General features: G+C 68.4%; 24 protein-coding genes and 1 tRNA gene. 12 read left to right on the top strand and 13 right to left on the bottom strand.

Translation table 11 applies throughout. The annotated features are described in order from the left end of the window. Window positions 1–84: 84 nt before the first annotated feature. The 6 genes from QZL85_RS06335 to QZL85_RS06310 form a co-directional block, all read right to left on the bottom strand. On the bottom strand, window positions 85–585 hold the full coding sequence (locus QZL85_RS06335; RefSeq protein ID WP_295575040.1) for a hypothetical protein: 501 nt from the start codon (window positions 583–585) through the stop codon (window positions 85–87). Further along, window positions 585–992 (bottom strand): DUF4383 domain-containing protein, encoded by a 408-nt coding sequence (locus QZL85_RS06330; protein WP_295575653.1) that lies wholly within the window; start codon window positions 990–992, stop codon window positions 585–587. The genes QZL85_RS06335 and QZL85_RS06330 overlap by 1 nt, the downstream gene beginning before the upstream one ends. Window positions 993–1,105: 113 nt before the next feature. Then, a complete protein-coding gene (locus QZL85_RS06325; protein WP_295575038.1) occupies window positions 1,106–2,902 on the bottom strand; it encodes a carbohydrate-binding domain-containing protein in 1,797 nt (598 codons plus the stop codon). A 12-nt stretch (window positions 2,903–2,914) separates the two neighbouring features. Further along, window positions 2,915–3,709, bottom strand: a complete 795-nt coding sequence (locus tag QZL85_RS06320; RefSeq protein ID WP_295575036.1) for a polyphosphate polymerase domain-containing protein — start codon at window positions 3,707–3,709, stop codon at window positions 2,915–2,917. Further along, a complete protein-coding gene (locus tag QZL85_RS06315) occupies window positions 3,706–4,308 on the bottom strand; it encodes a DUF4956 domain-containing protein (protein ID WP_295575033.1) in 603 nt (200 codons plus the stop codon). Before QZL85_RS06315 ends, QZL85_RS06320 begins: the two co-directional genes overlap by 4 nt. Window positions 4,309–4,388: 80 nt before the next feature. Further along, on the bottom strand, window positions 4,389–5,255 hold the full coding sequence (locus QZL85_RS06310) for an SDR family oxidoreductase (RefSeq protein WP_295575031.1): 867 nt from the start codon (window positions 5,253–5,255) through the stop codon (window positions 4,389–4,391). An 82-nt stretch (window positions 5,256–5,337) separates the two neighbouring features. On the opposite strand from QZL85_RS06310, the gene QZL85_RS06305 reads away from it, so the two are divergent. Continuing rightward, entirely contained in the window at window positions 5,338–5,988 is a 651-nt protein-coding gene (locus QZL85_RS06305) for an asparagine synthase (RefSeq protein WP_295575028.1), read from the top strand. Between the two features lie 70 nt (window positions 5,989–6,058). Continuing rightward, a tRNA-Arg gene (locus tag QZL85_RS06300) sits at window positions 6,059–6,131 on the top strand. Between the two features lie 249 nt (window positions 6,132–6,380). On the opposite strand, the gene QZL85_RS06295 is transcribed toward QZL85_RS06300, so the two are convergent. Together QZL85_RS06295 and QZL85_RS06290 are read right to left on the bottom strand one after the other, a co-directional pair. After that, window positions 6,381–7,550, bottom strand: coding sequence for a site-specific integrase (locus QZL85_RS06295; RefSeq protein ID WP_295575025.1), 1,170 nt, complete (start codon window positions 7,548–7,550; stop codon window positions 6,381–6,383). Between the two features lie 280 nt (window positions 7,551–7,830). Beyond that, window positions 7,831–8,409, bottom strand: coding sequence for a hypothetical protein (locus QZL85_RS06290; protein WP_295575022.1), 579 nt, complete (start codon window positions 8,407–8,409; stop codon window positions 7,831–7,833). 111 nt (window positions 8,410–8,520) lie between these two features. Between QZL85_RS06290 and QZL85_RS06285 the strand changes: the two genes are divergently transcribed. From QZL85_RS06285 to QZL85_RS06270, 4 genes are read left to right on the top strand one after another with little or no spacing between them, the layout of a single operon-like run. Beyond that, window positions 8,521–9,177: a ParA family protein gene (locus QZL85_RS06285; RefSeq protein WP_295575020.1), complete on the top strand. Its 657-nt coding sequence runs from the start codon at window positions 8,521–8,523 to the stop codon at window positions 9,175–9,177. Between the two features lie 47 nt (window positions 9,178–9,224). Then, window positions 9,225–9,686, top strand: coding sequence for a hypothetical protein (locus QZL85_RS06280; protein WP_295575017.1), 462 nt, complete (start codon window positions 9,225–9,227; stop codon window positions 9,684–9,686). A gap of 15 nt (window positions 9,687–9,701) precedes the next feature. Then, entirely contained in the window at window positions 9,702–9,959 is a 258-nt protein-coding gene (locus QZL85_RS06275; protein WP_295575014.1) for a hypothetical protein, read from the top strand. A 10-nt stretch (window positions 9,960–9,969) separates the two neighbouring features. Beyond that, window positions 9,970–11,124 (top strand): hypothetical protein, encoded by a 1,155-nt coding sequence (locus tag QZL85_RS06270; RefSeq protein WP_295575011.1) that lies wholly within the window; start codon window positions 9,970–9,972, stop codon window positions 11,122–11,124. Between the two features lie 36 nt (window positions 11,125–11,160). Here the strand turns inward: QZL85_RS06270 and QZL85_RS06265 are convergent, their stop codons facing one another. Further along, a complete protein-coding gene (locus QZL85_RS06265; RefSeq protein ID WP_295575009.1) occupies window positions 11,161–12,102 on the bottom strand; it encodes a hypothetical protein in 942 nt (313 codons plus the stop codon). Between the two features lie 421 nt (window positions 12,103–12,523). Here QZL85_RS06265 and QZL85_RS06260 point away from each other — a divergent pair, with 421 nt between their 5' ends. Continuing rightward, window positions 12,524–12,847 carry a hypothetical protein gene (locus QZL85_RS06260; RefSeq protein ID WP_295575007.1) on the top strand — a complete coding sequence of 108 codons (324 nt, stop codon included), beginning with the start codon at window positions 12,524–12,526 and terminating at the stop codon, window positions 12,845–12,847. Window positions 12,848–12,971: 124 nt separating this feature from the next. Here the strand turns inward: QZL85_RS06260 and QZL85_RS06255 are convergent, their stop codons facing one another. After that, a complete protein-coding gene (locus QZL85_RS06255) occupies window positions 12,972–13,832 on the bottom strand; it encodes a hypothetical protein (protein WP_295575004.1) in 861 nt (286 codons plus the stop codon). Between the two features lie 751 nt (window positions 13,833–14,583). Here QZL85_RS06255 and QZL85_RS06250 point away from each other — a divergent pair. The 4 genes from QZL85_RS06250 (at window position 14,584) to QZL85_RS06235 (ending at window position 18,776) form a co-directional block, all read left to right on the top strand. Beyond that, the gene (locus tag QZL85_RS06250; protein WP_295575001.1) at window positions 14,584–17,250 is read left to right on the top strand and encodes a LuxR C-terminal-related transcriptional regulator; all 2,667 of its coding nucleotides are present in this window, start codon (window positions 14,584–14,586) and stop codon (window positions 17,248–17,250) included. Between the two features lie 114 nt (window positions 17,251–17,364). Further along, window positions 17,365–18,039 (top strand): hypothetical protein, encoded by a 675-nt coding sequence (locus tag QZL85_RS06245; RefSeq protein WP_295574998.1) that lies wholly within the window; start codon window positions 17,365–17,367, stop codon window positions 18,037–18,039. 30 nt (window positions 18,040–18,069) lie between these two features. Further along, window positions 18,070–18,324 (top strand): hypothetical protein, encoded by a 255-nt coding sequence (locus QZL85_RS06240; RefSeq protein WP_295574996.1) that lies wholly within the window; start codon window positions 18,070–18,072, stop codon window positions 18,322–18,324. Beyond that, window positions 18,321–18,776: a hypothetical protein gene (locus tag QZL85_RS06235; protein ID WP_295574993.1), complete on the top strand. Its 456-nt coding sequence runs from the start codon at window positions 18,321–18,323 to the stop codon at window positions 18,774–18,776. The genes QZL85_RS06240 and QZL85_RS06235 overlap by 4 nt, the downstream gene beginning before the upstream one ends. Window positions 18,777–18,953: 177 nt before the next feature. Here the strand turns inward: QZL85_RS06235 and QZL85_RS06230 are convergent, their stop codons facing one another. The 3 genes from QZL85_RS06230 to QZL85_RS06220 all read right to left on the bottom strand — a co-directional run bounded on the left by QZL85_RS06230 (window position 18,954) and on the right by QZL85_RS06220 (window position 21,761). Next, window positions 18,954–19,871, bottom strand: coding sequence for an oxidoreductase (locus QZL85_RS06230; RefSeq protein ID WP_295574990.1), 918 nt, complete (start codon window positions 19,869–19,871; stop codon window positions 18,954–18,956). A gap of 243 nt (window positions 19,872–20,114) precedes the next feature. Then, window positions 20,115–20,825: a DUF4386 domain-containing protein gene (locus QZL85_RS06225; RefSeq protein WP_295574987.1), complete on the bottom strand. Its 711-nt coding sequence runs from the start codon at window positions 20,823–20,825 to the stop codon at window positions 20,115–20,117. A 258-nt stretch (window positions 20,826–21,083) separates the two neighbouring features. Next, entirely contained in the window at window positions 21,084–21,761 is a 678-nt protein-coding gene (locus tag QZL85_RS06220; protein ID WP_295574984.1) for a TetR/AcrR family transcriptional regulator, read from the bottom strand. A gap of 77 nt (window positions 21,762–21,838) precedes the next feature. On the opposite strand from QZL85_RS06220, the gene QZL85_RS06215 reads away from it, so the two are divergent. Further along, window positions 21,839–22,459, top strand: coding sequence for a hypothetical protein (locus tag QZL85_RS06215; protein WP_295574982.1), 621 nt, complete (start codon window positions 21,839–21,841; stop codon window positions 22,457–22,459). The last annotated feature ends 345 nt before the right edge of the window (window positions 22,460–22,804 follow it).

The raw sequence follows: 22,804 nt of genomic DNA, 5'->3' as shown, positions 1-22,804 counted from the left end.
CGTGAAGGTGGATCCCCACGCTACGTGGGGGTTCGATACCCGGCAGGGGGCTTGCCGCCGCCGATGCCGTGTGCTACCCCTCCGTCAGTGGGTGTGCTCGGCGGGGACGCTGTGCGCCCCGTGATCGGTCGCGAAGCGGCCGGCTTCCGTGGCGGCGAGCGCGGGGGTCACGAGCGCTGCCACGAGCACCGATCCCACGAGGATCCCGGTCATGCCGGCAGGCGCATACGCACCCGGCCCGCGGCGGAGGCCGAACGCGGCGCCGATCCCCACGACGAGCGACAGCACCACGGCCGCGGCCACCGCGAGGACGCTCGCGTGGACGGGGTCCACGAGCAGCGCCGCACCGGGTGCCAGGATGCCGGCGAGGCCGACGGCGACGCCCGTGCGGGTGCCGCGGTCGCCCGTCAGGCGGACGACACCCCACGCGAGGGTGCCGGCGCCGAGGGCCACGAGGACCGCGCCGAGCGCGCGAGCGCCGGCACCGGTCCCCGTGACCATCCCCGCGCCGAGCGCGAGCTGCACGAGACCCGATCCCCAGCCGCCCAGGGCGGGCCAGGTTCGCGTCAGGGCAGTCGGAGACATCAGACCGTCGCCGTGCGCGTTCCGCGCTCCGCGCCGAGACCGGCCGCCAGCAGCACCAGCGCGCTCGCGAGGTGCAGGAAGTGGTCGGGGGTGTTCAGGGCGAGGATGTTGGCCGCGGTCCCCACCAGGAAGAAGCCGACGATGCCGAGGAGCAGGTAGACCGCGCCGATGGTCGTGTTGACGGCCTTCGCGACCGGGACCGACTTCAGCCCGGCGAAGAGCAGGGCGGCACCGATCAGCAGATGGGCGATGTTGTGCAGCGGGTTGACCGCGAAGATGCCGAGGAGCAGGCCTCCCTCGGTGGCGATGAACCCGACGCCGCCGGTGACGGCGAATCCGAGCAGGCCGACGAGCAGATAGACCGCGCCGAAGATCGTGGCGACGAGGCGGTTCGGGGACGTGCGCATGATGTGGACCTCCAGTTCGTGCGCGGCGATCACCGCGACACAGATCATTCGGGGCCGTCTGCGGATCGGATGGGATCGGAGGGGGATCGCCTTCAGCGGGGATCGCCCGCAGGTCAGGGGCGGGTGCCGCCGCCCCCGCCGCCCGGACCCATCTCGGCCGAGGTCTGCTCGCCGGCGACCCCGGTCGCGACCGTCGTGGTCCCGGCCGTCCCGGGGCTCGCGAGGCTCCCGGCCACCGCTTCCCCGGCGCTGCCGCCGGAGACCAGCGTGTAGCTCTCGCCGTTGACGAGCGCCGACTCGGAGTACACGAGGCTCTGCGTCGCCTTGTCGGTCGTGAACGACGCGAGCGCCGTCCCGGACGCGTCGAGCACCGTCAGGACGGTGCCGGCCGCGACCGTCTGGGAGAAGGTGAACTGCACCGAGGCCTGGTCGGAGTCGGCCGACGGCGCGACGGCCATTCCGGCCGAGCCGGCCGCGAGCAGGATGCCGCCGGAGATCGTCACCCCGCCGTCCGCGTCGAGTGCGCCGTTGCCGCCGTTCGTCGGCCCCGACACGACGACGGTGCCGCCGGTCTGGGTGAGGGCGCCCTGGTTGACATCGAGACCATCGCCCTCCGCGTTCACGAGGAGGGTGCCGCCGCTGATCAGCATCGTCATCTCGGCGCTGCCCTCGTCGGGTTCGGCGACGTTCGTGCCGTCGTCGCTGCTCGTGACCGATGTGTCACCGCCTGTGACGGTGATCTGGCCCGCCTCGAGCCCTTCCACGGCCTCGGCGATCGTGTTCGTGCCCGCGCTGATGACGAGCTGCAGCTCGCTGTGCACGCCGTCGTCGCCGGAGCGGAGATCGACGGTCGCGCCGGCGAGGTGCGCGTACGCGTTCGTGTTGACCGCGTCGTCGGCGGCGTCGACGGCGAGCGAGCCGCCTTCGAAGACGGCGATGACGCCTGCCGAGACGCCCTTGGCGCCGTCGTCCGGGTCGCCGTCGGCGCCGCCGCCCGCCGTGATCGTCACGGCACCGCCGGTGAGGACGACATCGGTGAACGCGTCGATTCCCTCGTCGCCGCTCGTGATGTCGATCGTGCCGCCGCTTATGTCGACGTAGCCCCGCTCGGCGGCCTCCTCGTTGTCGGACTTGAGGCCGTCGCCGCCCGCCGTGACGGTGATCTCACCGCCCCGGACGACGAGGTAGTCCTTCCCGCGGATGCCGTCGTCGGCGGCGTCGACCGTGACGGTGCCGGACTGGATGACCAGCCCGTCCGCCGCCGCGATGCCGTCGTTGCCGTTCCCGGTCACCGACAGCGCCCCCGTGCCCGTGAGGGTCAGATCGGCGGCGCTGTACAGGGCCGCGTTCGCCGACGCGTCGTCGGCGTAGGACGCCGCGTCGCTCAGCGTGTTCGACGACCCGTCCGCGAGGACGACGATCGCCTCGTCGGCGGCCTGGATGTCGATCGCGGCGCCCGCGTCGGTGCTGATGTCGACGCCGTCGAGCACGAGCCGGACCGCGCCCTCCGCGTCGCTGGCGACGATCACCTGGCCGGTGTAGTCGCCGCTCAGGATGTAGGTGCCGGGAGCGGTGATCCGCACGGTGCCGTCACCGGTCTCCGCGCCGTCACCGGTCACCGCGGCCGACGAGCCGGACAGGTCGATCGTCGTGGCGTCGTCCACGGAGTACTCCGCGTCGTCGCCTGCGTCGTGCGTCTCCTGGTCGGCGGCGAGCACATCGGCGGCGGTCTGCGTGGCATCCGTCGCGCCGGTGAGCTGCGAGGTCGTGGCCGTCTCCTCGACGGTCACCGTGCCGGTCGAGTCGGCCGGCGTGGTCGCGGTGACCGCGCATCCGGCGAGGACGAGGGAGAGCGACAGGGCCGGAGCGGCGATCAGCCAGAGCCGGCGGGAGGGGGTGCGTTGTGCCATGAGGGTGTCCTTTCAGGCGGCGACGCGCGAAGGCGTCACGTCGGTGAAGTGGCGCGACAGGACGCGACGCCACTTATGGGAGGGGAGGGAGGGGTGCAGGGCCGCCAGGCCCGTGCCGTACTTCGAGAGGGTTGCCGGGCGGTGTCCGTGCCGCCACAGGGCGCGGTCGAGCGCCCCGGCGCGCTGGCCGGACTTCGTCTCGACGATCGCGGATGCGGGCAGCTCGAGGAGTGTGCCGTCGCCGTCGATCCAGGCGAGGTCGATGTCGATCGTGGCCCGGGACGGGTCTCCGCCCGCCGCGGCCGGCAGCAGGATCGTCGCACGCCGGTACTGCGTGACGAGCGTCGGCCGGAGCCGGCCGGCGAGATGCACCGCCGCGGGGATGCCGGCACCCGCCATGAGGTCGGCGGCATAGGAGACCGCGTCCTCGTCGAGTTCGTCGCCCGTCACGGGGACGCGCTCCTTGACGGTGGCCGACCGGCCGCCGCGGGTCTTGACCTCGAGGAACGTGCCGCCGGAGTCGAGGTAGGTGCGGGCGCGCACCTTGAACCGGCGGCGCCGGCCGCGCGCGGCACCGAGATAACTGTCGAGCTCGGGGGTGTCGAAGTACTGGGAGGCGTACCGCAGGGCCCGCTGCCCCCCGATGTCGAGCACCTCGCTGCCCTCCGGCAGGTCGGCCAGCACGCGGGGGAGAGCGGTGAGCGGCAGGATGTACTTCCGGTCGACGCGGGTCTGCAGGGCGGCGGCCGCGTTCAGCTCGGCGAGGTCGACGCCGCGGAGCGCATCGAGCCGGGTGAGGGCGCTCATCGGGCCACCTCGTACCGGCCGAGCGACTCCGACCGGCGCACGGGGGTCTCGCCGGGGCGGGGTGCGCTGTAGCGGACGTCGGCGGTCGTGGTGTCGGAGACGAGATCGACGGCGCGGACCGAGACGCGATGCACCGGCACGCCCAGGACCTGCTCGACGGCGGCCTGCAGCTCGGCCTCGTCGGTGTAGGCCCGGTCGAGGACGATCGTCTGCTCGCGGGAGCGGCGGAGGATCGCCGGGCTGTCCACGACGGCCAGGACCGCCACGATGAGGACGACGAGGCCGGCGCTCAGCCAGGTGATGCCGGTGGAGAGGCCGGAGATGAGACCGATCGCGAGCGCGGCGAGGTAGTACGACATCTCGCTCTGCTCGATCTCCCGCGAGCGCAGCCGGATGATCGACAGGACCCCGAAGAGGCCGAGGCCCAGGCCCGCGCCGACGGTCGTCCCGGCCAGCACCATCGCGACGGCGAGGACGCCGACGTTGACGCCGACGAACGCGACGGCGAGGTCGCGGCGGCGGTGCCGGGGGTAGTACACGCCGAAGGCGAGAACCGCGATGGCGATGAGATCGAGGGCGATGGGGGCGAGCGGTTCCATGAAGACTCCTGACGTTTCGTGTCCGGAGTCCATTGCATGCGGCGCCCCTATGCGGTTCCTATGCTCCGCATCGGGTGCGGTTACGAATCCGTTCCGCCGCCGCCCGAGCCGCTCACCGGGGTCGTCGTGTCGATCGCATCGCGGAGCGGACGGCGCATCGCGGCCCAGTACCGCGTCGGCGCGACCCGCGTCAGGACGTCGACGAGTCGCGCTTCGCGCCCGATCATGGTCCGCGGCCGGCGGGCGATCGCGGCGTCCACGATCCTCGCCGCGGCGTCCGCGGGCTCCGTGTGGTACATCCTCGCCTGGGCGTGGGCTGCCCGGTCGGCCACGGCCGGATCGATCGCCGCGGCGTACCGCCCGCGCAGGATGATCCCCGTCTTCACCCCGGCGGGGTAGACGGCGCCGACCGTGACGGTCGACCGCTCCAGCTCGTGACGGAGCGCCTCGGTGAAGCCGCGCACGGCGTACTTGCTCATCGCATAGGGGATGCGTCCGGCGGGGGCGGCGAGCCCGTAGATCGAGACGAGGTGGGTGATGTGCGCGGCGGGAGCACGGCGCAGCGCGGGGAGGAGTGCCTGCGTGATGTTCACGGTGCCCCAGAGGTTCACATCCATGAGCCAGCGCATCTCGGCCATCGTGAGCTGGTCGATGCTGCCGAGCATGGAGGAGCCGGCGCACGTGATGAGGATCTGCACGTGCGGGTGGGATGCCGTGATGTCGGCGGCCACGGCGGCCACGGCCGCGTCATCCGCGAGGTCGACGACGTGCGTCGTATGCCCTGTCCCGCGGAGGGAGGCCGCCACCGCCGCCAGGCCGGCCGCGTCGCGGTCGATCAGGGCGAGTCGTGCCCCGTCGCGGGCGAGCCGGTGGGCGACCGCGGCGCCTATTCCCGCGGCGGCTCCCGTGACGACGCTCGTCGCGCCGGTGACGTCCAGTCGTGGCATCCTGGCCCCGTTCTCGATTTGTTCCGCCTCTGCCGTCGATTCTCGTCGACGCCCTTCCCTAGGATCGAGGTGAGGGGGACCGGTGGCTGAGAAGCAGCAGCGTGTGCGCACGCGCGATGTCGTCGCTGAGGGACTGTACATCGCGTCCGCGGCGACGCGGCTGAGCCTGAAGAACAGCATCCTCGTGCACATCCTGGCCGAGGGGGAGGACTTCGACACGGAACGGTTCCTCCCCGATGCGCGCGCCGCGCTGCTCGCGCTCGCCGACGAGGCCGACGACGACGCCGCGCGCACCGAACGCGACCGCAAGGCTGCTCGCGGTCGCCACTCCGACTCGGACGGCACGCACGACTACCGGAGCAGGGACATCCGCAACCTCCGGCGCCGACGCAAGCAGTCGCAGCACGTCGCGCGCGAGCTGCGCGCCCGCGCGGAGGACGACGAGGAGCTCGGCAAGCTCATCGCCGATGCGCGCGAGGCGGCATGGCACGAGGTCGCCGGCAACATCGACCGGACGCTGCGGATCGAAGCCGCCCGCCCCGACCTCGAGCCCGACTACGACCGGATGCGCATCGCGCGCATGCAGGCCCTGCGGCTCGTCGACCTGCCGAAGCTGCGCGCCCACCGCCGCAGCGTCGAGAAGCAGGTGGCGCTGCGCGCGAGCGGCGCGGAGCCCGAGGTCATCGAGGGCGGCGCGAGCGCAGGCGGTTTCGACCCCGCCGAACTGGAGTGACGGCCCTCGATTCGGAGGATCCGGCGGCGTGGGGTATCCTGGTCGCTGGCCTTGCGAGAGCAAAGGCCATGCGCCCGTAGCTCAATGGATAGAGCATCTGACTACGGATCAGAAGGTTGGGAGTTCGAGTCTCTTCGGGCGCACACTGTGTTGAGACAGTAACGATCGAAAACCCGCGGAATCCCGCGGGTTTTCGTGGTTTCTGGCACGAATGAGTTCTTCGGCGGACGCCACAGCGCGACACAGCAGGACACCCGTATGTGTGCACCTATGTGTGCACTAAATCCGGCGCCGCGAAGACGCTTTCGGGCGGTCCGAGGGCTGAAGCGGCTGCCAGCAGACCCTGCGACGTTGCCGCCTACTCTAGGCGTCGAGAACCGGAGCCGCTGGGCTCAGCGGTGCTCGCGCAGGTAGGCGTCCAGCCGGGCGATTCCGTCCCGCGCCTCGACTTCGAGCTGGTGAGTGTAGCGGCGGGAGATGTCTTCGCTGGCGTGCCCGGAGATCCGGGAGTAGACCACCCAGGGGATGCCGGCGTGCTCGGACATGGTCGTGTATGTGTGGCGCAGCCAGTGCACCGTCGCGGGGCGCCTGATGCCCGCGCGGCGAAGCGCCTGTCGGAGGGAGGTGTTCATGTCGGCGTTGGTGAGCGGCGTGCCCTGTGCGCGGTGCCACACCAGACTGTGCGGGTTCGGGCCACCGTCCGCGTCGATCTGGGCGCGGAGCGCGTCGGCGAGCGGCTGCGTGAGGGGCACAAGGCGTGGCTTGTAGGACTTCGGGCGGACGAGCACCCACCGGCCCTCGAGAGGGATCGATTCCAGGTTGGGTGCGACGTCGAGGATGCGCTGGGGGCAGTTGCTGGCGCGCTTGTAGCCACACGTCCCGCCGCAGCCGTGTTGGGAGGTGGCTTCGGCGAGGTTCCAGGAGATGTGCGCGACTTTCGCTTCGAAGTCGATGTCCTCGACGCGCAGGCCGCGCAACTCGCCGTCGCGTGCGCCGGAGAGGAGGCTGAGGACCCACCTGGGCTCGCCGTCTTCGAGGAGCGCCTGGGTCTCCGCGCGCGAAAGCGAGTCCCGGTTGGTGGGTGCCCGGGTGGGGATGTCGACCGACTCGGCGACGTTGCGCGCGATCATCCCCTCGTCGACGGCGAAGCTGAGCATGGCCGATAGGGCGCGGTGGGCGCTGGCCACACTCGATGCGCCGACGCCGCGGGAGAATACCGCGGCGTGCAGCCGTCGAACGTCCGAAGGCCGAAGTTCGGAGACAACCCGTTTCCCGAGAATGGGAACAATGCTCGCGGATACGGCGGACCGGTACCCCTGCATCGTCTTGGGCTTGAGCCGGCCGCCGGCGTCTTCCAGCCAGGCCTTGGCGAGATCGGCGACTCGGGTGTGATGGTCCAGCGGCTCCCCATGGGTCGCGATCTCATTCATCAGCTTGCGAAGCTTCTTGACACACTCCTCGCGAGTCTTGGCATGCACGTACCGCTGCCGGCGCCTGCCGTCCGAGTGAAACCCGTTGTCGATGACCCCGCGCCACAGTCCGCGGCTTTCGAGGAAGAACACCGATCCCTGCCCGTGGTCGCGCCGCTTAGGCAACGCTCCGGTCGACGGACGCTCCCCACCGAACCATCGCACTCACGCCGTGAGCAGACGCTCCGGGTGGGTCGGAAGAGCTTCGATGAATCGCTGCAATTCCGAGACCGCGTACAGCGGCTTCGAGCCGGAGAAGTGCGGCGTGATGTCTCCGAGCCTCACGTGGTGACGCAAGCGGGACGGGCTGATCCCGATCGCCGCGGCCGCGGTGACATGGTCGACAGCGATGACAAGTGACGCAGTACTGGTGTCAGTCATCCGCCTGGCGGCCAGGCGTGAAGCTCATTCCCTTGAGGTAGCCGGCGGCACGGGCCTTGCCGATCCAGTCGCTGGCGGTGCGGTGCGGGACGCCAAGCTCGACCTGCACCGTGCGAACCGGAGGGAGTCCGGCGAGGGCGGAGGCGCCGTAGAGGATCTGGATGACTTCCATGCGTTCGGTCCTGGTGCCTCGCTTGACGACTTCGGCGGCGAGCCAGTCGGGGACGATGCGCCCCTCGGTCTGGGTGAGTTCGGCGATCGTGGTCCAACCCTTGTCAAGCTTGACGGCCACGCACTGGGGGACCGCGACTTGCAGGATCGCCTGCGGAGCGGTGTGCCTGAGCGCGATCTCGTCGAACCCGGGGCGGATGGCACGGTTGACGATCGTGGTGACGACGTACTTCCCGGCGTCCGCGTCGTAGATCGCGTCAAGTGTCGTCTCGATGCCGGTCTCGTCATCGAGAGTGGTGGCGCTGAAACCGGGCGCGATCCGCAATGCGGAACCGATGGGCTCTGTCGCTGCACGATGCGACATCTTCTTGCCCTCGATTGTCTTCACGTCGACCTTCACCCCCTTAGTTTGCTCGACCGCAATCAGGAATCGCAGCCCGGCCTTGACTAAGTGTACGGCTAAGACGTCTACTAGTGTCAATAGCCATTCGGGACACGCAGGAGGTTGAGGATGTACACGATCGCTGTTACCAATCAAAAGGGCGGCGTCGGGAAGACGACGATCGCGATGCAGGTCGCCGCGGCGATGTCCCGCCGACATAGGGTGCTGCTCATCGACACGGACCCCCAGCGGTCCACGCAGTGGTGGGCCGACAACGTCCCCCGCCCGTTGCCGTTCGACTACGCCGGCCCCCAGCAGGCGAGCGTCATCGCCCGGCTGCCGCTTCTACAGGTGGAGTACGACTTCGTCTTCGTGGACACCCCCGGGAGTTTCGAGGAGACTCGGACCCTTGACCTGGTGCTGGACGCCGCCGACTTCGCACTCGTGCCGATGACGCCCGAGCCGCTCGCGGTGGAGCCAACCATGCGAACCATCCACCGTCTTATCGAACCGCGGGGCCTCCGGTATGCGGTCGTGCTGAACAAGCTCGATCCCCGGACGCCTCATCAGTGGGACGTATGGATGCACCGGCTCGACACGGACTGGGGTTACCCACGAACCGCGGAGACGCTGCGGCGCTACAAGGCGCACGCCGACGCCCCAATCCTCGGCGAGCTGGTGACAGCGATGCCGACCAACCCTCGCACCGCGGGGCTGATCGGGGAGGTCACCCGCCTCGCAGTCGAGGTCGGCACGCACGTCGCCGCCATTTCGGGAACGTGGTGACGATGACGAAGGACCATGTCACGGAGCACCCCCGCAGGGGGCCTGTCGTGATCGAGCAGCCGACGGTCCCCGTGCCGGGCGAGACGCTCGCGGAAGCAGGACAGCGGATCCGCGCCGCGATGCCCATCCGCGGACACACCGCATCGGGCGACGAGTGCCTCGCCCGCCGGCTCGCGATCGACGCGACCCTCGCAACCCACCGGGTCTGGCAGCGAGAACGGCAATGGCACACCGCACTGATCGACGGGCGGATCACCGGGGTATGGGCCGGATCCCCTGAGGAAGCGGAACTCGACCTCACCGTGCGGCACGGGACCCGCTGCCACTGGGTCATCGCCGACCCGACGTCGGCGATCAGCAATGAGTATCTCCCGGGCGGGCGGCGTGCGAGCGCGCCACACCGCCGGTTCACCCTCGGCCCACCCTGCAGAGCCCGCGACAAGTTCACTCCGACCAACTCTCCCGATTCCCTCGAGCCGCCATCCACTGGACCCGCCCCCTCCCACTGACGAAAGGACCGCAGCATGACCACCGACGACGCCGACGAAATCATCCGCAAGACCGGGATGCTCGCCCTGCTCTACTACCCCGAGCTTCACGCCGACGACCCCGACTACTCCCTCGGCAGTGACGTGGACTGGGTGCTCGACCACGTGACCGCGCCCGATCCTGAAGGCGCAGTGGTGCTGCGGGACGCGATCGGTCGCACGATCATCGACCCCACCGCCTACCGCGCCGATCTTGCCTCGCTCGTCTACGCGGCCGGACCGACCGCCAGCTGACGGCCCGCTCGTGAGCACACCCGATGAGCGGTCTGCTGCGCGCCGGCGGCTGATCCAGACCGACCCGGATGCCGCCGATGCCGCCGAACGGGCACGCGCACAGCGTGCCGCGTACCGGGAGCAGAACCACGACCGGCTCGCCGACGCCGTCCGGAAGTGGAAGGACGCGAACCGGGACCGCGCCCGCCTGCACAACCGGGAATCGATGCGCCGAGCCGCCGAACGCAAGGCCGCCGCCGAGCAGCGCCGAGCGCGCGGACGCGCGTGGTACGCGCAACATCGCGCACAGGAACGAGCCCGCTCCCGCGCGTTCCGACGGGACCACCCGGAGCGGGTCCGCGAGTACCGGCGACGCTACATCGACCGCCATCCTGACCGGGCGGCCACCGCGGCGCGACAGGCGAGCCAGGCATGGCGGGACCGCAACCCCGACGCCACCCGGCGGCAGCAACGCGACGCCGCACGAAAACGTCGCGATGACGACCCCGACGGCTATCGCCGCTGGTACCGGCAGAACCTCGAACGGCAACGCGCCCGCGGCAGGGAGGCCAGCAGACTCCGCACCCGGCTCAAGCAGCTCGGCCTCCCACCCCGCCAGATCCATCACGTCTACGCCAACGAGAAGCGCGCCAACGACACCCGCGCTGACAACTTCTTCACCACCCGCCGCAACGCCGCACAGAAGCAGGCTCTCCGGCACGAGCTCGATCCGTTGGCGCACACCCGCGTGGCGATCCTCTCCGCTCGCGACAGGATCACGGGAACCGCGCCGGAAGCGTCATCCTCTGAACTGGAGCGAGAATCCGCGCTCAAACGGGAATGGCAAGCATGGCTGCACGCGCTCCCCACACTCATCGGCGGCTACGAGAACCGGCACCGCGCGCGCATCGCTGAAGAAGTCCGGATGGATTCCGTCGCCCGCACCACCTTCGGGCGAGCGCCTTACGACCTGCCCGCCGAGACAGCCCGCAGGCTTCGGGCCGACGCGTTCCGACACGCCGCCGCACACCTCGTCCCCACTGGCGATCGAGACAAACTCGCCCGGCTGCACCGACTTGTCTACGCCGCCAGCGAAGGGGCGCCACATCGGCAAGTCCGGCTTCCCCACACGGATGGCTCGGTCACCGCGCCAACAAGTCAAAACTCAGCGACATCACGCCGATAGACCCCGACCGATGTCGCTTCGGGACAGCGCGGGTGACTACAGCGAGCGGCTCGCTGCGGTCGGCGCGGGCACCGGGAGCGACAGCGCGACGTCTTCGTGGGCGTCGGTACCGGGGGCGTCGCGGAGCACGGAGAGTGTCGCTGACAAACGCGCGACCTGAATTCGGTTGAACTCGGAGTCGGCCGGGATCGGTAGCTCGGGGACGATCTCGGTGAGGGCGAACTCGTGCAAGTCGATCAGGTCATCCACCGCCCACCGGGGCGCCGATCGCTGCGATCCGAGGAACCGCGTCATGTGTCGCAGCTGACTCAACCAGAGTGTCGACCGCAAGGTCCCCAACCGCTCCGCCGCAGCCGCCTCGAAGGCCGAAACGGCGCCGGCATGGTCCGCGTTGGCGGAACGAAAGGCGACGTCGCCGGTGCGAGAGAGGACGACCACCTGTTGGACGGCAGAAGGATTCTCCGCCACCCCGCTCAGTACCGGTAGCACAGTCACGGGACCAGTCCGTCCCCCCGTTGCATCGCCGGCTCCGCGACGCCACTCAAGCAGCCGCGACGATGCTGCCGACAGCTTCACCTCCGCCTCCCGCTCCGCGATCGCGACGAACCGAGTCGAAAAGCCGGACGACGCAAACAAGCGGGCAAGCCCGACGGCGACCCCGGGCGTGCGGAACCGACCATCGAGAGCGACCGAGAACCGGTGGTGGCGGGCATGAGCGAGTGAGAGCTGAAGCAACGACGCCGCCGCCTCGGCGGCGTCACCTTCGACGGGAGCCAACATGCGAAGGTCGGCAGCGTTGAGGACCACCGACTCATCAGAGAATCTCGAAAGCGCGCGGGAACGCCCGATGGCGAGAGGAGAAGCCAGCAACGTGAGCGATGGGTGAGTGACGCTCTGGGCGCGCGCGAAGAGGAGCGGCTCAATGGACTCGTGGAAATACTCCTCCAGAGCGCTAATGGGCGTGGCCGACTCAACCACGGGAAGAACCCAGTTGCGAGGCCGCCAAGTTCTCTGCGAACTCGTCGACAGTCGCACGGTCGAACCCATCCAGGGCCGCCACGGATCCGAGGATCCGGTGGGCTGACTCCGCATCCCCCTGGCGCGCGAGACGAGCAGCGATCACGACGGCCGTAGAGCGCACCGCGTCGTACGCGGCCGCGTCATCGATGCGCCACTCCGACGTTCTGTCCACGGGTCCTCCTGCTAGATCGTATTGCCCCCGAGCGAACGGTGTTGGCCTCGCATGGAATGCCCCGTTGCCCCTTTGGGAAGGATGCCGGCCCGCGTGAGGTTCGATGTCCGCTTTGAATCGCGAGTGCCGAAGGCCGAAATGCCGCCACGTGGCGGGCCTCCGGGCGAGTGGGTGGCCAAGGCAGGCCTTCTGGCGGGAAGATCCGGTATGGGAACTCTCTTCTACGGGAACGGTTGCGTCTCGATTCCGATCGAGGATCGCGCTCTCGCGCATCTGAAGGTGGTGATCGTTGTGAAATTGCGAAGAGGCGAGAGGTTCACGGTGTCGTGGCGGCATCCTGACGATCAGCCGCCCGGTCGATCGACGATTTGGGTAGATCCGTCCATCCCGTTGCTCTTCACGTTTGATGAGCCGGAGCCACCGTCCCTGAATCACGAGTGGCTTGAGGAACTTGCTCAGTTGGCCTCCTCGACCAACGGCATCACGCTGACTCCGGAGCACCTTGCATCCAGCGCCCTCGGCGCAGAGTAGCGGCGGCGGACGGTCAAGGCGGCGGTGAGGGTGAGCCGAGCAGAACCCGAATTCCAGCAGACTCAGGTGTTGGCGACGCCCAGGTCGTGATGGCCGCTGCCGCCGCACGGCCGGCGTGCGTGGGTCACGGGGTGCTCGGCTCTGCTTCGCTACCGCGGTTCCGGGGGCTTCGTGTGAGGATCGTGGCCGCGGTGACGTTGATGCCGGCGACCGCCGTGACGAGGATCGCTGGCGCGAGTGTTCCGTCATGGCCGGTGATGGTGATGAGGATCATGGCGGCGACGATGCTCAGTGCCATGAGTGTGGAGAAGACGAGCAGAGGGAGTGTGAGGGCCGTCCCGGGCGGGATGCGGCGGATGCCGAGGGCTCCGACGACGATCATTCCGGGCAGGACGACGGAGAGGTCGATGACGTGCACAGGGTTCACGATCAGGCCAGCGAGCTCGAGGCTCTCGGGGATTTGGCCGGAGAACAGCGCAGGCAGGAGTTCACTGAACCACAGCAGCGCGAAGAGCACACCGGTACCGATCAGCACGCCTCCCGCGAACCGCCCGCCGCGACGGTGCGCGTCGGCGCGGTCGAGGTGGAGGTGGGCGGGGAGAACCGCGAGCAGGCTGAAGGTGACGAGCCCGAGGATCGCGACGTAGACGAGGAACAGCGCGTTGAGATGCACCGCGAACGCGTAGACGATGTACGCGTACAGCAGGTAGAACTGCGCGCCGATCCACACCTGCGTCGCCCGGTGCGAACCGCGGCGCATGCGGAGCGCGGCGGTCACGAGCACGATCACGGCGAGGAGGTTGCCGATGTCCTGTCCGCGCGCCTGCAGCAGCCAGTTCTCCGTCTCGAGCCGGTACGGCCAGCCGGTGAACAGCCCGCACATGCTCGCGACGGTCACGAGCGCCGCGATGGTGATGGACGCCGTCGTGATCCGATCCGCGCGGCGCCGCAGGGATGTCGCGGGCACGGGGCGCTCAGTCGTCATGGCGCGACCGTAGCGGCCGCACGACCCGCGGAGGCTGCTCCTGCGCCGTGCAAATGACGAAGATGAAGGGCCCTCCACTCAGCGTCTTGGGGACGAGGGGAGGGCCCTTTTGGACGCGGTCGCGTCGAGAAATGGGGGGGTCTCGTCGCGATTCAGACCGCCGCACAGCAAGTAAATGGGGGGGGGTGCCATGCGGGGGGTCATGCATCCGTATCGATGATGATACCCGGCGCGTGGTCTCCGCGCCTGTCACCCGTTCGGGGGATTACCGCCCGGGGGCATGGTGAAGGGCTCTCCACCGCGTCCCCAGCCACGCGAAGGGGAGCCCTCCACTCGATGACCGTACTCGCCGCCGACCGGCCCGTCTATCGAAACCGATCTTCGGCGCGGTGCACATCACGGAGACGAACGAGAATGCACACCATCCCATACGGCGATCCCGGCCCTTGTCATCATGTCAACAACAACGTCGTAGACCAGAACCGTGACCCCCGCCGCCGTTTGCCGAGGGATTCGTCAGTCGCCGTGACTGCGCCTAGGCGCATCATGTGTCCCTAGCCAATCGTGAGGACTCCGTCAGGCCGACCTTCAGCCGCGGGATTCCTCGATCGCGCTGCGACCGAATAGTCGTCCAAGAAACGATTGCGACCCGGACGCATGAGAGGGCCACAACTTTCTCTCGTTCGGTCTCAGCCGGCACAGTCATCCGTAAAATCGTCATCCGTAGGATCGTCATCCGTAGGATAAGCGCATGGCGATGCCGGTACTGGCGACCAAGCTCTTCGTGCCGCCGCCGCGCTCCCACGCCTTGTCCCGCCCCCGCCTCGTCAAGACGCTCGACGAGGGGTTCTCCGCCGGACAGAAGCTCACTCTCATCTCAGCCCCCGCAGGCTTCGGCAAGACAACTGTGCTGAGTGAATGGATAGCGGCCAGTCGACGGAACGACCCCGAAATCGGGGTCGGGTGGGTGTCCCTGGACGAGGCCGACAACGACCCGGTCCGATTCCTCTCCTACCTGGTGGCGGCATTCAATGAGGCCGCCGGCCATGCCGGCTCGGTTTCGAATGACCTCCTGACGTCGGCCGAGTCCGTGCTGACCTCGCTCGTGAACGACGCGGCGGCGAGCCCCCGACGACTCCTGCTCGTCCTGGACGACTTTCAGCTGATCGAGGATGCCTCGGCGCGAGATGCGGTCATGTTCCTGCTCGACCATGCGCCACCACAACTGCACCTTGCGATCGCCACACGGTCTGACCCCCTGCTGCCGATCGCGCGACTGCGCGTGCGTAACGAGCTCACCGAACTGCGAGCCGCTGACCTGCGCTTCACTCCGCAGGAAGCGGCGGCGTTCCTCGCTCAGGCGACGGGGCTGGCGCTCTCCCACGAGAATGTCACCGCGCTCGCGGCGCGGACGGAGGGCTGGATCGCAGGCCTCCAACTCGCAGCCCTCTCCCTACGCGAGCGGCCCAACCCCTCCGCATTCATCTCTGCATTCACAGGCAGCAACCGATTCGTCATTGATTACCTCATCGAGGAGGTTCTCGACAGGGCGCCTGTGCATGTCCGCGAGTTCCTGTGGCAGACCGCCATCCTCGGCCGCCTCACCGGACCACTCTGCGATGCTGTCACCGGCGGCACGGGGGGGACCGAGATGCTCGCCGAACTCGAGCGTGCCAATCTGTTCATCGTCCCGCTCGACGAGCAGCGACAGTGGTATCGATACCACCACCTGTTCGCCGATGTCTTGGAAGTGCGACTGCTGGCCTATGGTCACGAACGTGCGAACGCGCTGCACATCTTGGCGAGCGCGTGGTTCGAACGCCACGACTTTCCCGAAGACGCGGTGCGCCATGCGCTGGCCGCCGCCGACTTCCCCCGTGCGGCCAGGCTGATCGAAGCGACGATCCCCGGCGTCCGGAAGAGCCGCCAAGACGCCACTCTGCTCGGGTGGCTCGCGCTCCTGCCACGAGAAGCGATCGACGCCCGGCCGGTCCTGCGCGTGTTCGCGGCGTGGGCGTCGCTGGTCTCGGGGGATGTCGCCGCGGTCGAACAGCAGCTCGCCGATGCCGAGGCGCAGCTCGCGCGCGCCGCGGAAGGTGTCACTCATGAATCCGAGCCCGGCGAAGAGCTCGACATGCTTCCCGTGACCATCGCGCTGTATCGCGGCGCGGTAGCGATGGCCGCCGGTGACACTGCAGCCGTCGGCGCCCACGCCCAGCGCGCGCTGGAGGTCGCAGCATCCGCCGACTATCTTGGCCGGGGCGCGGCCGCCGGCATGTTGGGCCTGGCCGCATGGGCGAGCGGCGACCTCGAATCAGGCGTGCACTCTTTCCGCGAGTCGGCCCGCAACCTGCGGCGCGCGGGCAACCTTCTGGACGCGCTGAGCACGACGATGGTCGTCGGTGACATGCTGCTCGCGCTCGGTCGCCTCACGGAAGCCCAGTCGAACTACGAGTTGGCACTCCGCGAGACCGAAGGCAGCCCGCCAGCCGCCGACCTGCACGCCGGCCTCGGCGACGTGCTCCGGCAGCGAAACGATCTGAGTGCTGCGGCGGGACACCTTGCCGCGGCCGATGCGCTCGGTGTCGGTGCCTTCACACGCGAGCATCGCTACCGCTGGGCGGTCGGCATGGCGGAGCTCAGACGCTCCGAGGGTGATCTGGAGGCCGCGCTCCGATTCCTTGCAACCGCTGAGGGCCACTATCGTCGGGGGTTTCTCCCGGAGGTGCGTCCGATCGCCGGTCTGCGGGCGAGGGTCTGGATCTTGCAGGGACGTCACGACGACGCTCGCGCCTGGCTCGCAGACCGGGGTCTCACCAGCACCGCCGAACTCGACTACCTGAGCGAGTTCGGTCAGATCACGCTCGCGCGGCTGCTCATCGCCGAAGGCACCGACGAATCGCTCGATGCGGCCGCGACGCTGCTCGCCCTGCTCGCTGTCGCCGCGGACTCAGGGGGCCGCACCGGCAGCAGCATCGAGATCCTGACACTGCAGGCGCTCGCATGGCACGCACAAGGACGGACGGCGCGTGCCATGGTGCCGCTGGAACGCGCGCTGACGCTTGCGGAGCAGGGTGGCCACATCCGCGTCCTTCTGGACGAGGGCGCACCGATGTTGCGCGCGTTGAGTGACGCAGCAGGCGCGGGCATCCGGCCGCCGTACGTGCGGGCGCTCAGCCAGATGTTGAGAGGTGCGGGCGCGACCGCCTCCGACACGCTCCTGGCAGAACCGCTCAGCGAACGAGAGCTGAGCGTCATGCGGTTGCTCGGGACTCAGCTGACGGGCCCGGAGATGGCTCGTGAACTCCACGTTTCACTCAATACTCTCCGCACGCACACCAAGCACATCTTCGCCAAGCTCGATGTGAACAGCCGCGCTGCCGCCGTCCGCCGTGCCGAGATGCTCGGACTCATCTAGCCAAGAATCACCACGCTCACCGGCCATCTGGTGATGCCGCATCACCACCTTGCTCCGTACCTTCAGGACGTGCCCGGCAAACGGCCCGGGTGTCCCCAGCATCGGAGTACCGCCATGACCATCCTCACCTCCCTCGTCAGAGGGGCCGCTGTCGCCGCAGGTTTCGCCGGCCTCGCCTACATCGTGATCCAGTTCATCCATCCGGCCGACACGATCGAATCGCTCTCAACGCAGGCGTGGGTGAATGTCCACGTCCTCAGCTTTACGGAAGCCGTGCTCGCCCTGATCGGTGTGACGGGGATCTACCTGTATCAGTCGCGAAAGGTCGGTATCCTCGGTCTGGTCGGGTACCTGATGTTCGGCCTATTCTTCATCCTGCAGGCCTCGTTCAACTTCGCGGAAGCGCTCATCGCGCCGCTGATCGCGGTCGACGCGCCTCAGCTTGCAGTCGACTTCGTCGGACTCTTCGGCCGCTACGCGGCAGAGACCGATCTCGGCGCCCTCGCCGCCGTGCCGCTTGTCGGCCTCATTCTCTACGCGGGCGGCGCAGTGCTGTTGGGCGTAGCGACCATCCGCGCCCGTCTGCTGTCCCGCGGAGGGGCGATCCTGCTCCTCGTCGCCGCAGCCGTCACCCCACTCGCAGCGCTCCTGCCCCACGCCCTCGAACGCATGGCAGCTGTCCCCATGGGTGTCGCCCTGGTGTGGCTGGGGTTCTCCCTCTGGATGAAGACCCGCACGACGGCGGCGCTACCGGCCCCGGCCGAGGTCGACCGGGTCGCGACTCACTGACCCGCTCCCCATCGACACGGCATCACGTCGATGAGCAGCCCACCAGTACCTGGGAATCCCGAGCCCGGCCGATATGAGATCCGCCTCCGCGGGCAGCTTGATCAGCGCTGGAGCGGATGGTTCGACGGGTTCACCCTGACGAGCCAACGCGATGGCACCACCACGCTCACCGGTTCGGTTGCCGATCAGGCTGCCCTGCACGGCCTCCTCCGGCGGGTCGGGGACCTCGGCGTCACCTTGATCTCGGTCACCATCCCGAACGACGAGAAGAGAGACAGATCATGAGCAACAAGGACATGAAGAAGAATCCCTCGGCCAGTGGCGCCGGCAAATCCGCGGCGCTCCTCCTCCTGGTCGTGGTGGCTTTCCAAGCCGCGCTTGCCGCCGGTGCGCCATGGGGTGCAGCAACCCAGGGCGGCTCGAATGAGGGAGTCCTCCCGGATGCGCTACGAGTCGGAAGCGTGATCACGTCGGTCATGTACGCCGCCCTCGCGGCCGTCGCCGGAACGTCGATTGCGCCAGCGACGTTCCGGCGCCGCGTGCTTTACGCCGCCGCAGCGGTCATGGTGCTCGCCACGCTGTTGAACATCGCCTCCACGTCCTTCGTCGAGCGCATGATCTGGGCGCCCGTGACGATCGCACTCGTCATCACCATCTGGCACGCAGCCCGCCACGACTCGATCGCCCCGCTCGCGCGCCGCGCCCGGAGCGTGTCAGCGATCCCGATCGTGCGATGAACGACCAACCCGCCGCCACCGCGCGTGTCGCGAGTCGAGTGCCTCGTCGCCAGCACAAGGCTCTGGCGTCTACTCGAAACCCTCCTGGAGAACCGCAAGCGGCCACGGGGCAGGGCGGCGCGTGAACTGCGCCAACCCGGGCGGGGGCGCCGTAGGCGTGTCGGGCGATCGCGCGCATCAGGAGGCGTTGAGTTGCGCCGCCGGGTAGGGAACGTGGGTCAGCTCTTCGGATGCATCCCAGAGCCGTTCGGCGGTTCTAGGATCCGTCGCGGCGTCCGAGCGGCCCACCAGGACAGGTGCGCCGATCATTTCGCGCCGGTTGCCGGGCCCGGCGTAGCTGCCACCCGGAATGGGTGCGGTGGCGGCGAACAGGGTGGGTGCCGCGCCGCCGGTGGCGTCCTGCGCGAACAGGCGCACGACGAGGCTCCCGAGGGCAGTCAGGAAGGGGTTGCCGGAATGGGATCCCAGGTTGGTGGCGGCCATTCCTGGGTGCGCGGCCATGGCGAGAACGCGAGATCCGGATGCAGTCAGTCTGCGTTGCAGCTCGAGGGTGAACAGGAGGTTTGCGAGCTTGGATTGGCTGTAACCGCCGGATCCGCCGCCGTAGCGGCGTTGTTCCCAATTCAGGTCGTCGAAGTCGATGGTTCCGGAGCGGTGGGCGCCGCTGGCAACCGTCACGACGCGTCCGGTGATGTGTGGCAGCAGGAGATTCGTGAGGGCGAAGTGGCCGAGGTGATTGATGCCGAACTGCAACTCGAACCCGTCCTTCGTGCGACCGAGCGGGGGGATCATAACGCCGGCGTTGTTGACCAGGATGTGAATGTCACCGTCCCAGGCACCGGCGAACCTGCGCACGGAGCCGAGGTCGGCCAGGTCGAGGAGGCGAACTTCGGCGGACGTGCCGATCTGCGCCGCTGCCGCCTCCCCCTTCTGTCCGTCCCGCACTGCGAGGACGACGTGCGCGCCGTGATCTGCGAACGCGCGGGCGGTCTCGAAGCCGATTCCGCTGTTGGCGCCTGTGATGATGACCGTCCTGCCGGCGAGATCGGGGATCTCGGCGGTCGTCCAGTCGCGAGTGTGGGTAGCAGTATTCACGACGTTCCTGTCGATAGGGGTGTCGCGGGGAGTGAGGCGACGGGTCGATGTACGGCGTACGCTATACGTAATGTACGCCGTACGCAAGCGGTCGCGACCCTCGTGACCGAGCGCGGAGGTAGGAGGATCAGACAGCGGCATCGTTGCTGCCAGGTCGACCCGCGGCGGGCTGCAGCGATGTTCGCGACGCGCAGCGGCCTCTGAACTCAGCGGTTCCGAATGTGAGGACCATCCGTGCGCTGTTCACAGCAGCAGGGCGATGCCCGTGACGATCAGCCACAGCGACCAGACGATGTAGACGAACGGGGTGGCGGCCGCGGCTGGTTTCCATCCTTGGGGCTCGAACGGGCCGACGAACTCGAGTGAGCAGAGGGCCAGGGCGAGGCCGATGGCTATTCCAGTGACGCCGACCCACCCGTTCACGTTGGAGCTTTGCAGGATCGCGACACCAACCAGTGCCGTCCATGCCCCGGTGAACAGGAATCCGAGATGCTCGCCGACGGCGACACCGAGGTAGCGGTTGAGGGACTGGAATACGACGTCGATCGCCTCCCGGCGAGCCGGGGTGGCGTCGCGGCTTTCCGACTCGCGTGCCAGGTGTGGGACCAGGAACGGCCACCGCATCAGGCCGAGGAACTGCACCACACTGGCGACCACTCCAACCGCTGCCGCGGCAAGCAGAACCGCGGGCGTGGCCCCCTGCAGGGAGACGGACACCAGAATCACGAGCGGCGTCAGCAGCGCAGCCGTCATCGCAAACCCCCACCACAACAGCACCAGCGCCGAGCCGCCCGCGCTGAATTTCGCCAGCACGTCCGCGGTGGGCTTTCGCAGGATGTTCGGGTAATCGAACTTCACCGCCAACGCGGCGAAGGTGGCGTTAAAGGCGATCGGGACCGCGATCAGCAGGGTGCCGGCGATCACGGTCGAGGCGGGGTCGGTCAAGGGGTTCATCGGGCCGTCTCTCCATTTAATGTACGTTGTATGCCAGTTATAACGTACGACGTACACGAAGGGAAGAGATTTCCTTGCAAACTCACGCGAATGGCGCCTTTCGCGCCGACTCCGGCGACAGTCATCTGCATCGTGGTGGCGCAACAGTTCGCCCCGAAGGGTGCGCGACTGGGCGCAACAGAGGCTGACCAGCGCGCACGCCAGGCGATCTCGCGAGAATGAAGCAGGGGAGCCTGCGGAGGTGGGCTCCCTGTTCCGCTACTTCGTGTCGGCCGCTAGCGCCACGCCGGCGATCATCTGGCGGAGCGCAACCACGTAATGCGCGTGGCTGCCGTAGTTGCTGAGCTCGTCAGCGACGGAGAGGGTGAGCGGGAACCGGTCCGCGGGAAGAGTCGACAGGGATGCGGCCAGCACGGTCTCCGAATTCACTGATGCCCGAGTCGCGTCTCGGGCGGTGCTGAACGCGAACCATCCGTAGTTCAGGGCGAGAATGCCGCAGAAGATCGCCACCGCATCGCTGCCAGTGATGCCACCACGCGCCAGAATCTCCAAGGCGGTCTCTCCGATCACGGTCGCGTTCACGCCAGGGTTGGAGTGCGTGAACAGCGGAACGATCGCCCATGGGTGACCAGAGAGCACTGCCCGATGGGCGGTAGCGAATGCGCTCAGATCCGCCAGCCAGTCATCCGTCGGCGGCGCCAGGTCGATCCGGCCCAACACCCGATCCAGCATCGCGTCGACGAGCTCGTCCTTGGTGGCGAAGTACCGGTACAGCGCCATCGGGGACGCGCCCATCTGCGTGGCCACGGCGCGCATCGTTAATGCGTCGAACCCGGCGCGGGCCACGTGCTCCGCGGCCAGCAGGATCTCATCAGAGGTGACGGAGCTGCGTACCCGGCGAGGCCGATTCTGAACGGGGAACTTCTTTTCTGGCATCGCTTGACTTTCAGTTTGTTTACGGCGTACGTTACGGCTCACGTACATAGTACACTAACCGTTTGGAGCACCAGAAGATGGCTACGACACCCGCCGCCGCGAAGACCCCATCACCGACCGCCACGCGCATCCGCGCCCCGTTCCTCCGCGACATGCTGATGTGGATGCTGAGCTTTCTGGCCCTTCCAATCGCAGGCTTCCTCGGCACCGCGATCGTGGGTCGGGTCGACGACATTTTCTCTGCCCTGGTCGGGGGAGCAGTTGTGGGGCTGATCGTCGGGTTCGCGCAGGCGCTGCTCTCCCGTGGCCGCCTTTCGCTGGTTTCCTGGCCGGTCGCAAGCGCGGTCGGACTCAGCGTCGGGCTTGCTGTCGGCACGCTCGCCGTCGGCTACCAGACGTCGCTGGGCGCCCTCGCGCTCGCTGGATTGGTCACCGGCCTGATCGTGGGCCTTGTCCAGACCTTCGCGCTGCCTGCGACCACCCGGTTCCGCTGGCTCTGGCTTCCGGTCACCGCCGCGCTGTGGCCGCTGGGATGGACGGTCACCACCCTGATCGGGGTCAAAGTGGAGGAGCAGATCATCGTCTTCGGGGCCAGCGGCGCGTTCGTCTACACCCTCCTCGCCGGGCTCATGCTGCGGTTCATGATGCCGCAGCCGGTCGCCAAGACATCTACGCCCAGCCTGTCGGCGCGACGATAAGAGCGACGCATCGCGTCATCTTCGGCTCCGGCGCGATCGGCCTGGCCACGCGCGACGCCCTCCGCGTCGACGGCATCACCCCGCGGATCATGAGCCGACCCGGCGCCGCCTCCGTTCCGACCGACGTACCGAGAAAGCTGGGGCCGCCGATAGGGCGGTCAAGGCGAGGCTCTTCTCTTCGACGTGGCGGAGCAGCAGAGGTGTCCGGAGTGCGGAGTCGTCATGCGTGATGTTCCGGATGGATGGCAATGCCCCGCATGTGGACACTCGAACTTCCCCAATCTTGACCGCATCGTCATGCCGCCGCCATTCCGTGGGCCATGGGTCCACGGCGGATGAGCGAGA

Origin of the sequence: uncultured Microbacterium sp. (genome assembly GCF_900078385.1) — a bacterium.
In the GTDB taxonomy this organism is placed as follows: Bacteria; Actinomycetota; Actinomycetes; order Actinomycetales; family Microbacteriaceae; genus Microbacterium.
This window is presented reverse-complemented; position numbering and strand designations above follow the sequence as displayed.

Bases quoted from the DNA above. Each gene is read 5' to 3' on its own strand.
- QZL85_RS06315 (WP_295575033.1), bottom strand. From the start codon at position 4,308: ATGGAACCGCTCGCCCCCATCGCCCTCGATCTCATCGCCATCGCGGTT.
- QZL85_RS06255 (WP_295575004.1), bottom strand. From the start codon at position 13,832: ATGACGACTGAGCGCCCCGTGCCCGCGACATCCCTGCGGCGCCGCGCG.
- QZL85_RS06225 (WP_295574987.1), bottom strand. From the start codon at position 20,825: ATGAACCCCTTGACCGACCCCGCCTCGACCGTGATCGCCGGCACCCTG.
- QZL85_RS06310 (WP_295575031.1), bottom strand. From the start codon at position 5,255: ATGCCACGACTGGACGTCACCGGCGCGACGAGCGTCGTCACGGGAGCC.
- QZL85_RS06250 (WP_295575001.1), top strand. From the start codon at position 14,584: ATGGCGATGCCGGTACTGGCGACCAAGCTCTTCGTGCCGCCGCCGCGC.
- QZL85_RS06235 (WP_295574993.1), top strand. From the start codon at position 18,321: ATGAGCAACAAGGACATGAAGAAGAATCCCTCGGCCAGTGGCGCCGGC.
- QZL85_RS06285 (WP_295575020.1), top strand. From the start codon at position 8,521: ATGTACACGATCGCTGTTACCAATCAAAAGGGCGGCGTCGGGAAGACG.
- QZL85_RS06275 (WP_295575014.1), top strand. From the start codon at position 9,702: ATGACCACCGACGACGCCGACGAAATCATCCGCAAGACCGGGATGCTC.
- QZL85_RS06245 (WP_295574998.1), top strand. From the start codon at position 17,365: ATGACCATCCTCACCTCCCTCGTCAGAGGGGCCGCTGTCGCCGCAGGT.
- QZL85_RS06320 (WP_295575036.1), bottom strand. From the start codon at position 3,709: ATGAGCGCCCTCACCCGGCTCGATGCGCTCCGCGGCGTCGACCTCGCC.
- QZL85_RS06215 (WP_295574982.1), top strand. From the start codon at position 21,839: ATGGCTACGACACCCGCCGCCGCGAAGACCCCATCACCGACCGCCACG.
- QZL85_RS06330 (WP_295575653.1), bottom strand. From the start codon at position 992: ATGCGCACGTCCCCGAACCGCCTCGTCGCCACGATCTTCGGCGCGGTC.
- QZL85_RS06325 (WP_295575038.1), bottom strand. From the start codon at position 2,902: ATGGCACAACGCACCCCCTCCCGCCGGCTCTGGCTGATCGCCGCTCCG.
- QZL85_RS06335 (WP_295575040.1), bottom strand. From the start codon at position 585: ATGTCTCCGACTGCCCTGACGCGAACCTGGCCCGCCCTGGGCGGCTGG.
- QZL85_RS06260 (WP_295575007.1), top strand. From the start codon at position 12,524: ATGGGAACTCTCTTCTACGGGAACGGTTGCGTCTCGATTCCGATCGAG.
- QZL85_RS06240 (WP_295574996.1), top strand. From the start codon at position 18,070: ATGAGCAGCCCACCAGTACCTGGGAATCCCGAGCCCGGCCGATATGAG.
- QZL85_RS06220 (WP_295574984.1), bottom strand. From the start codon at position 21,761: ATGCCAGAAAAGAAGTTCCCCGTTCAGAATCGGCCTCGCCGGGTACGC.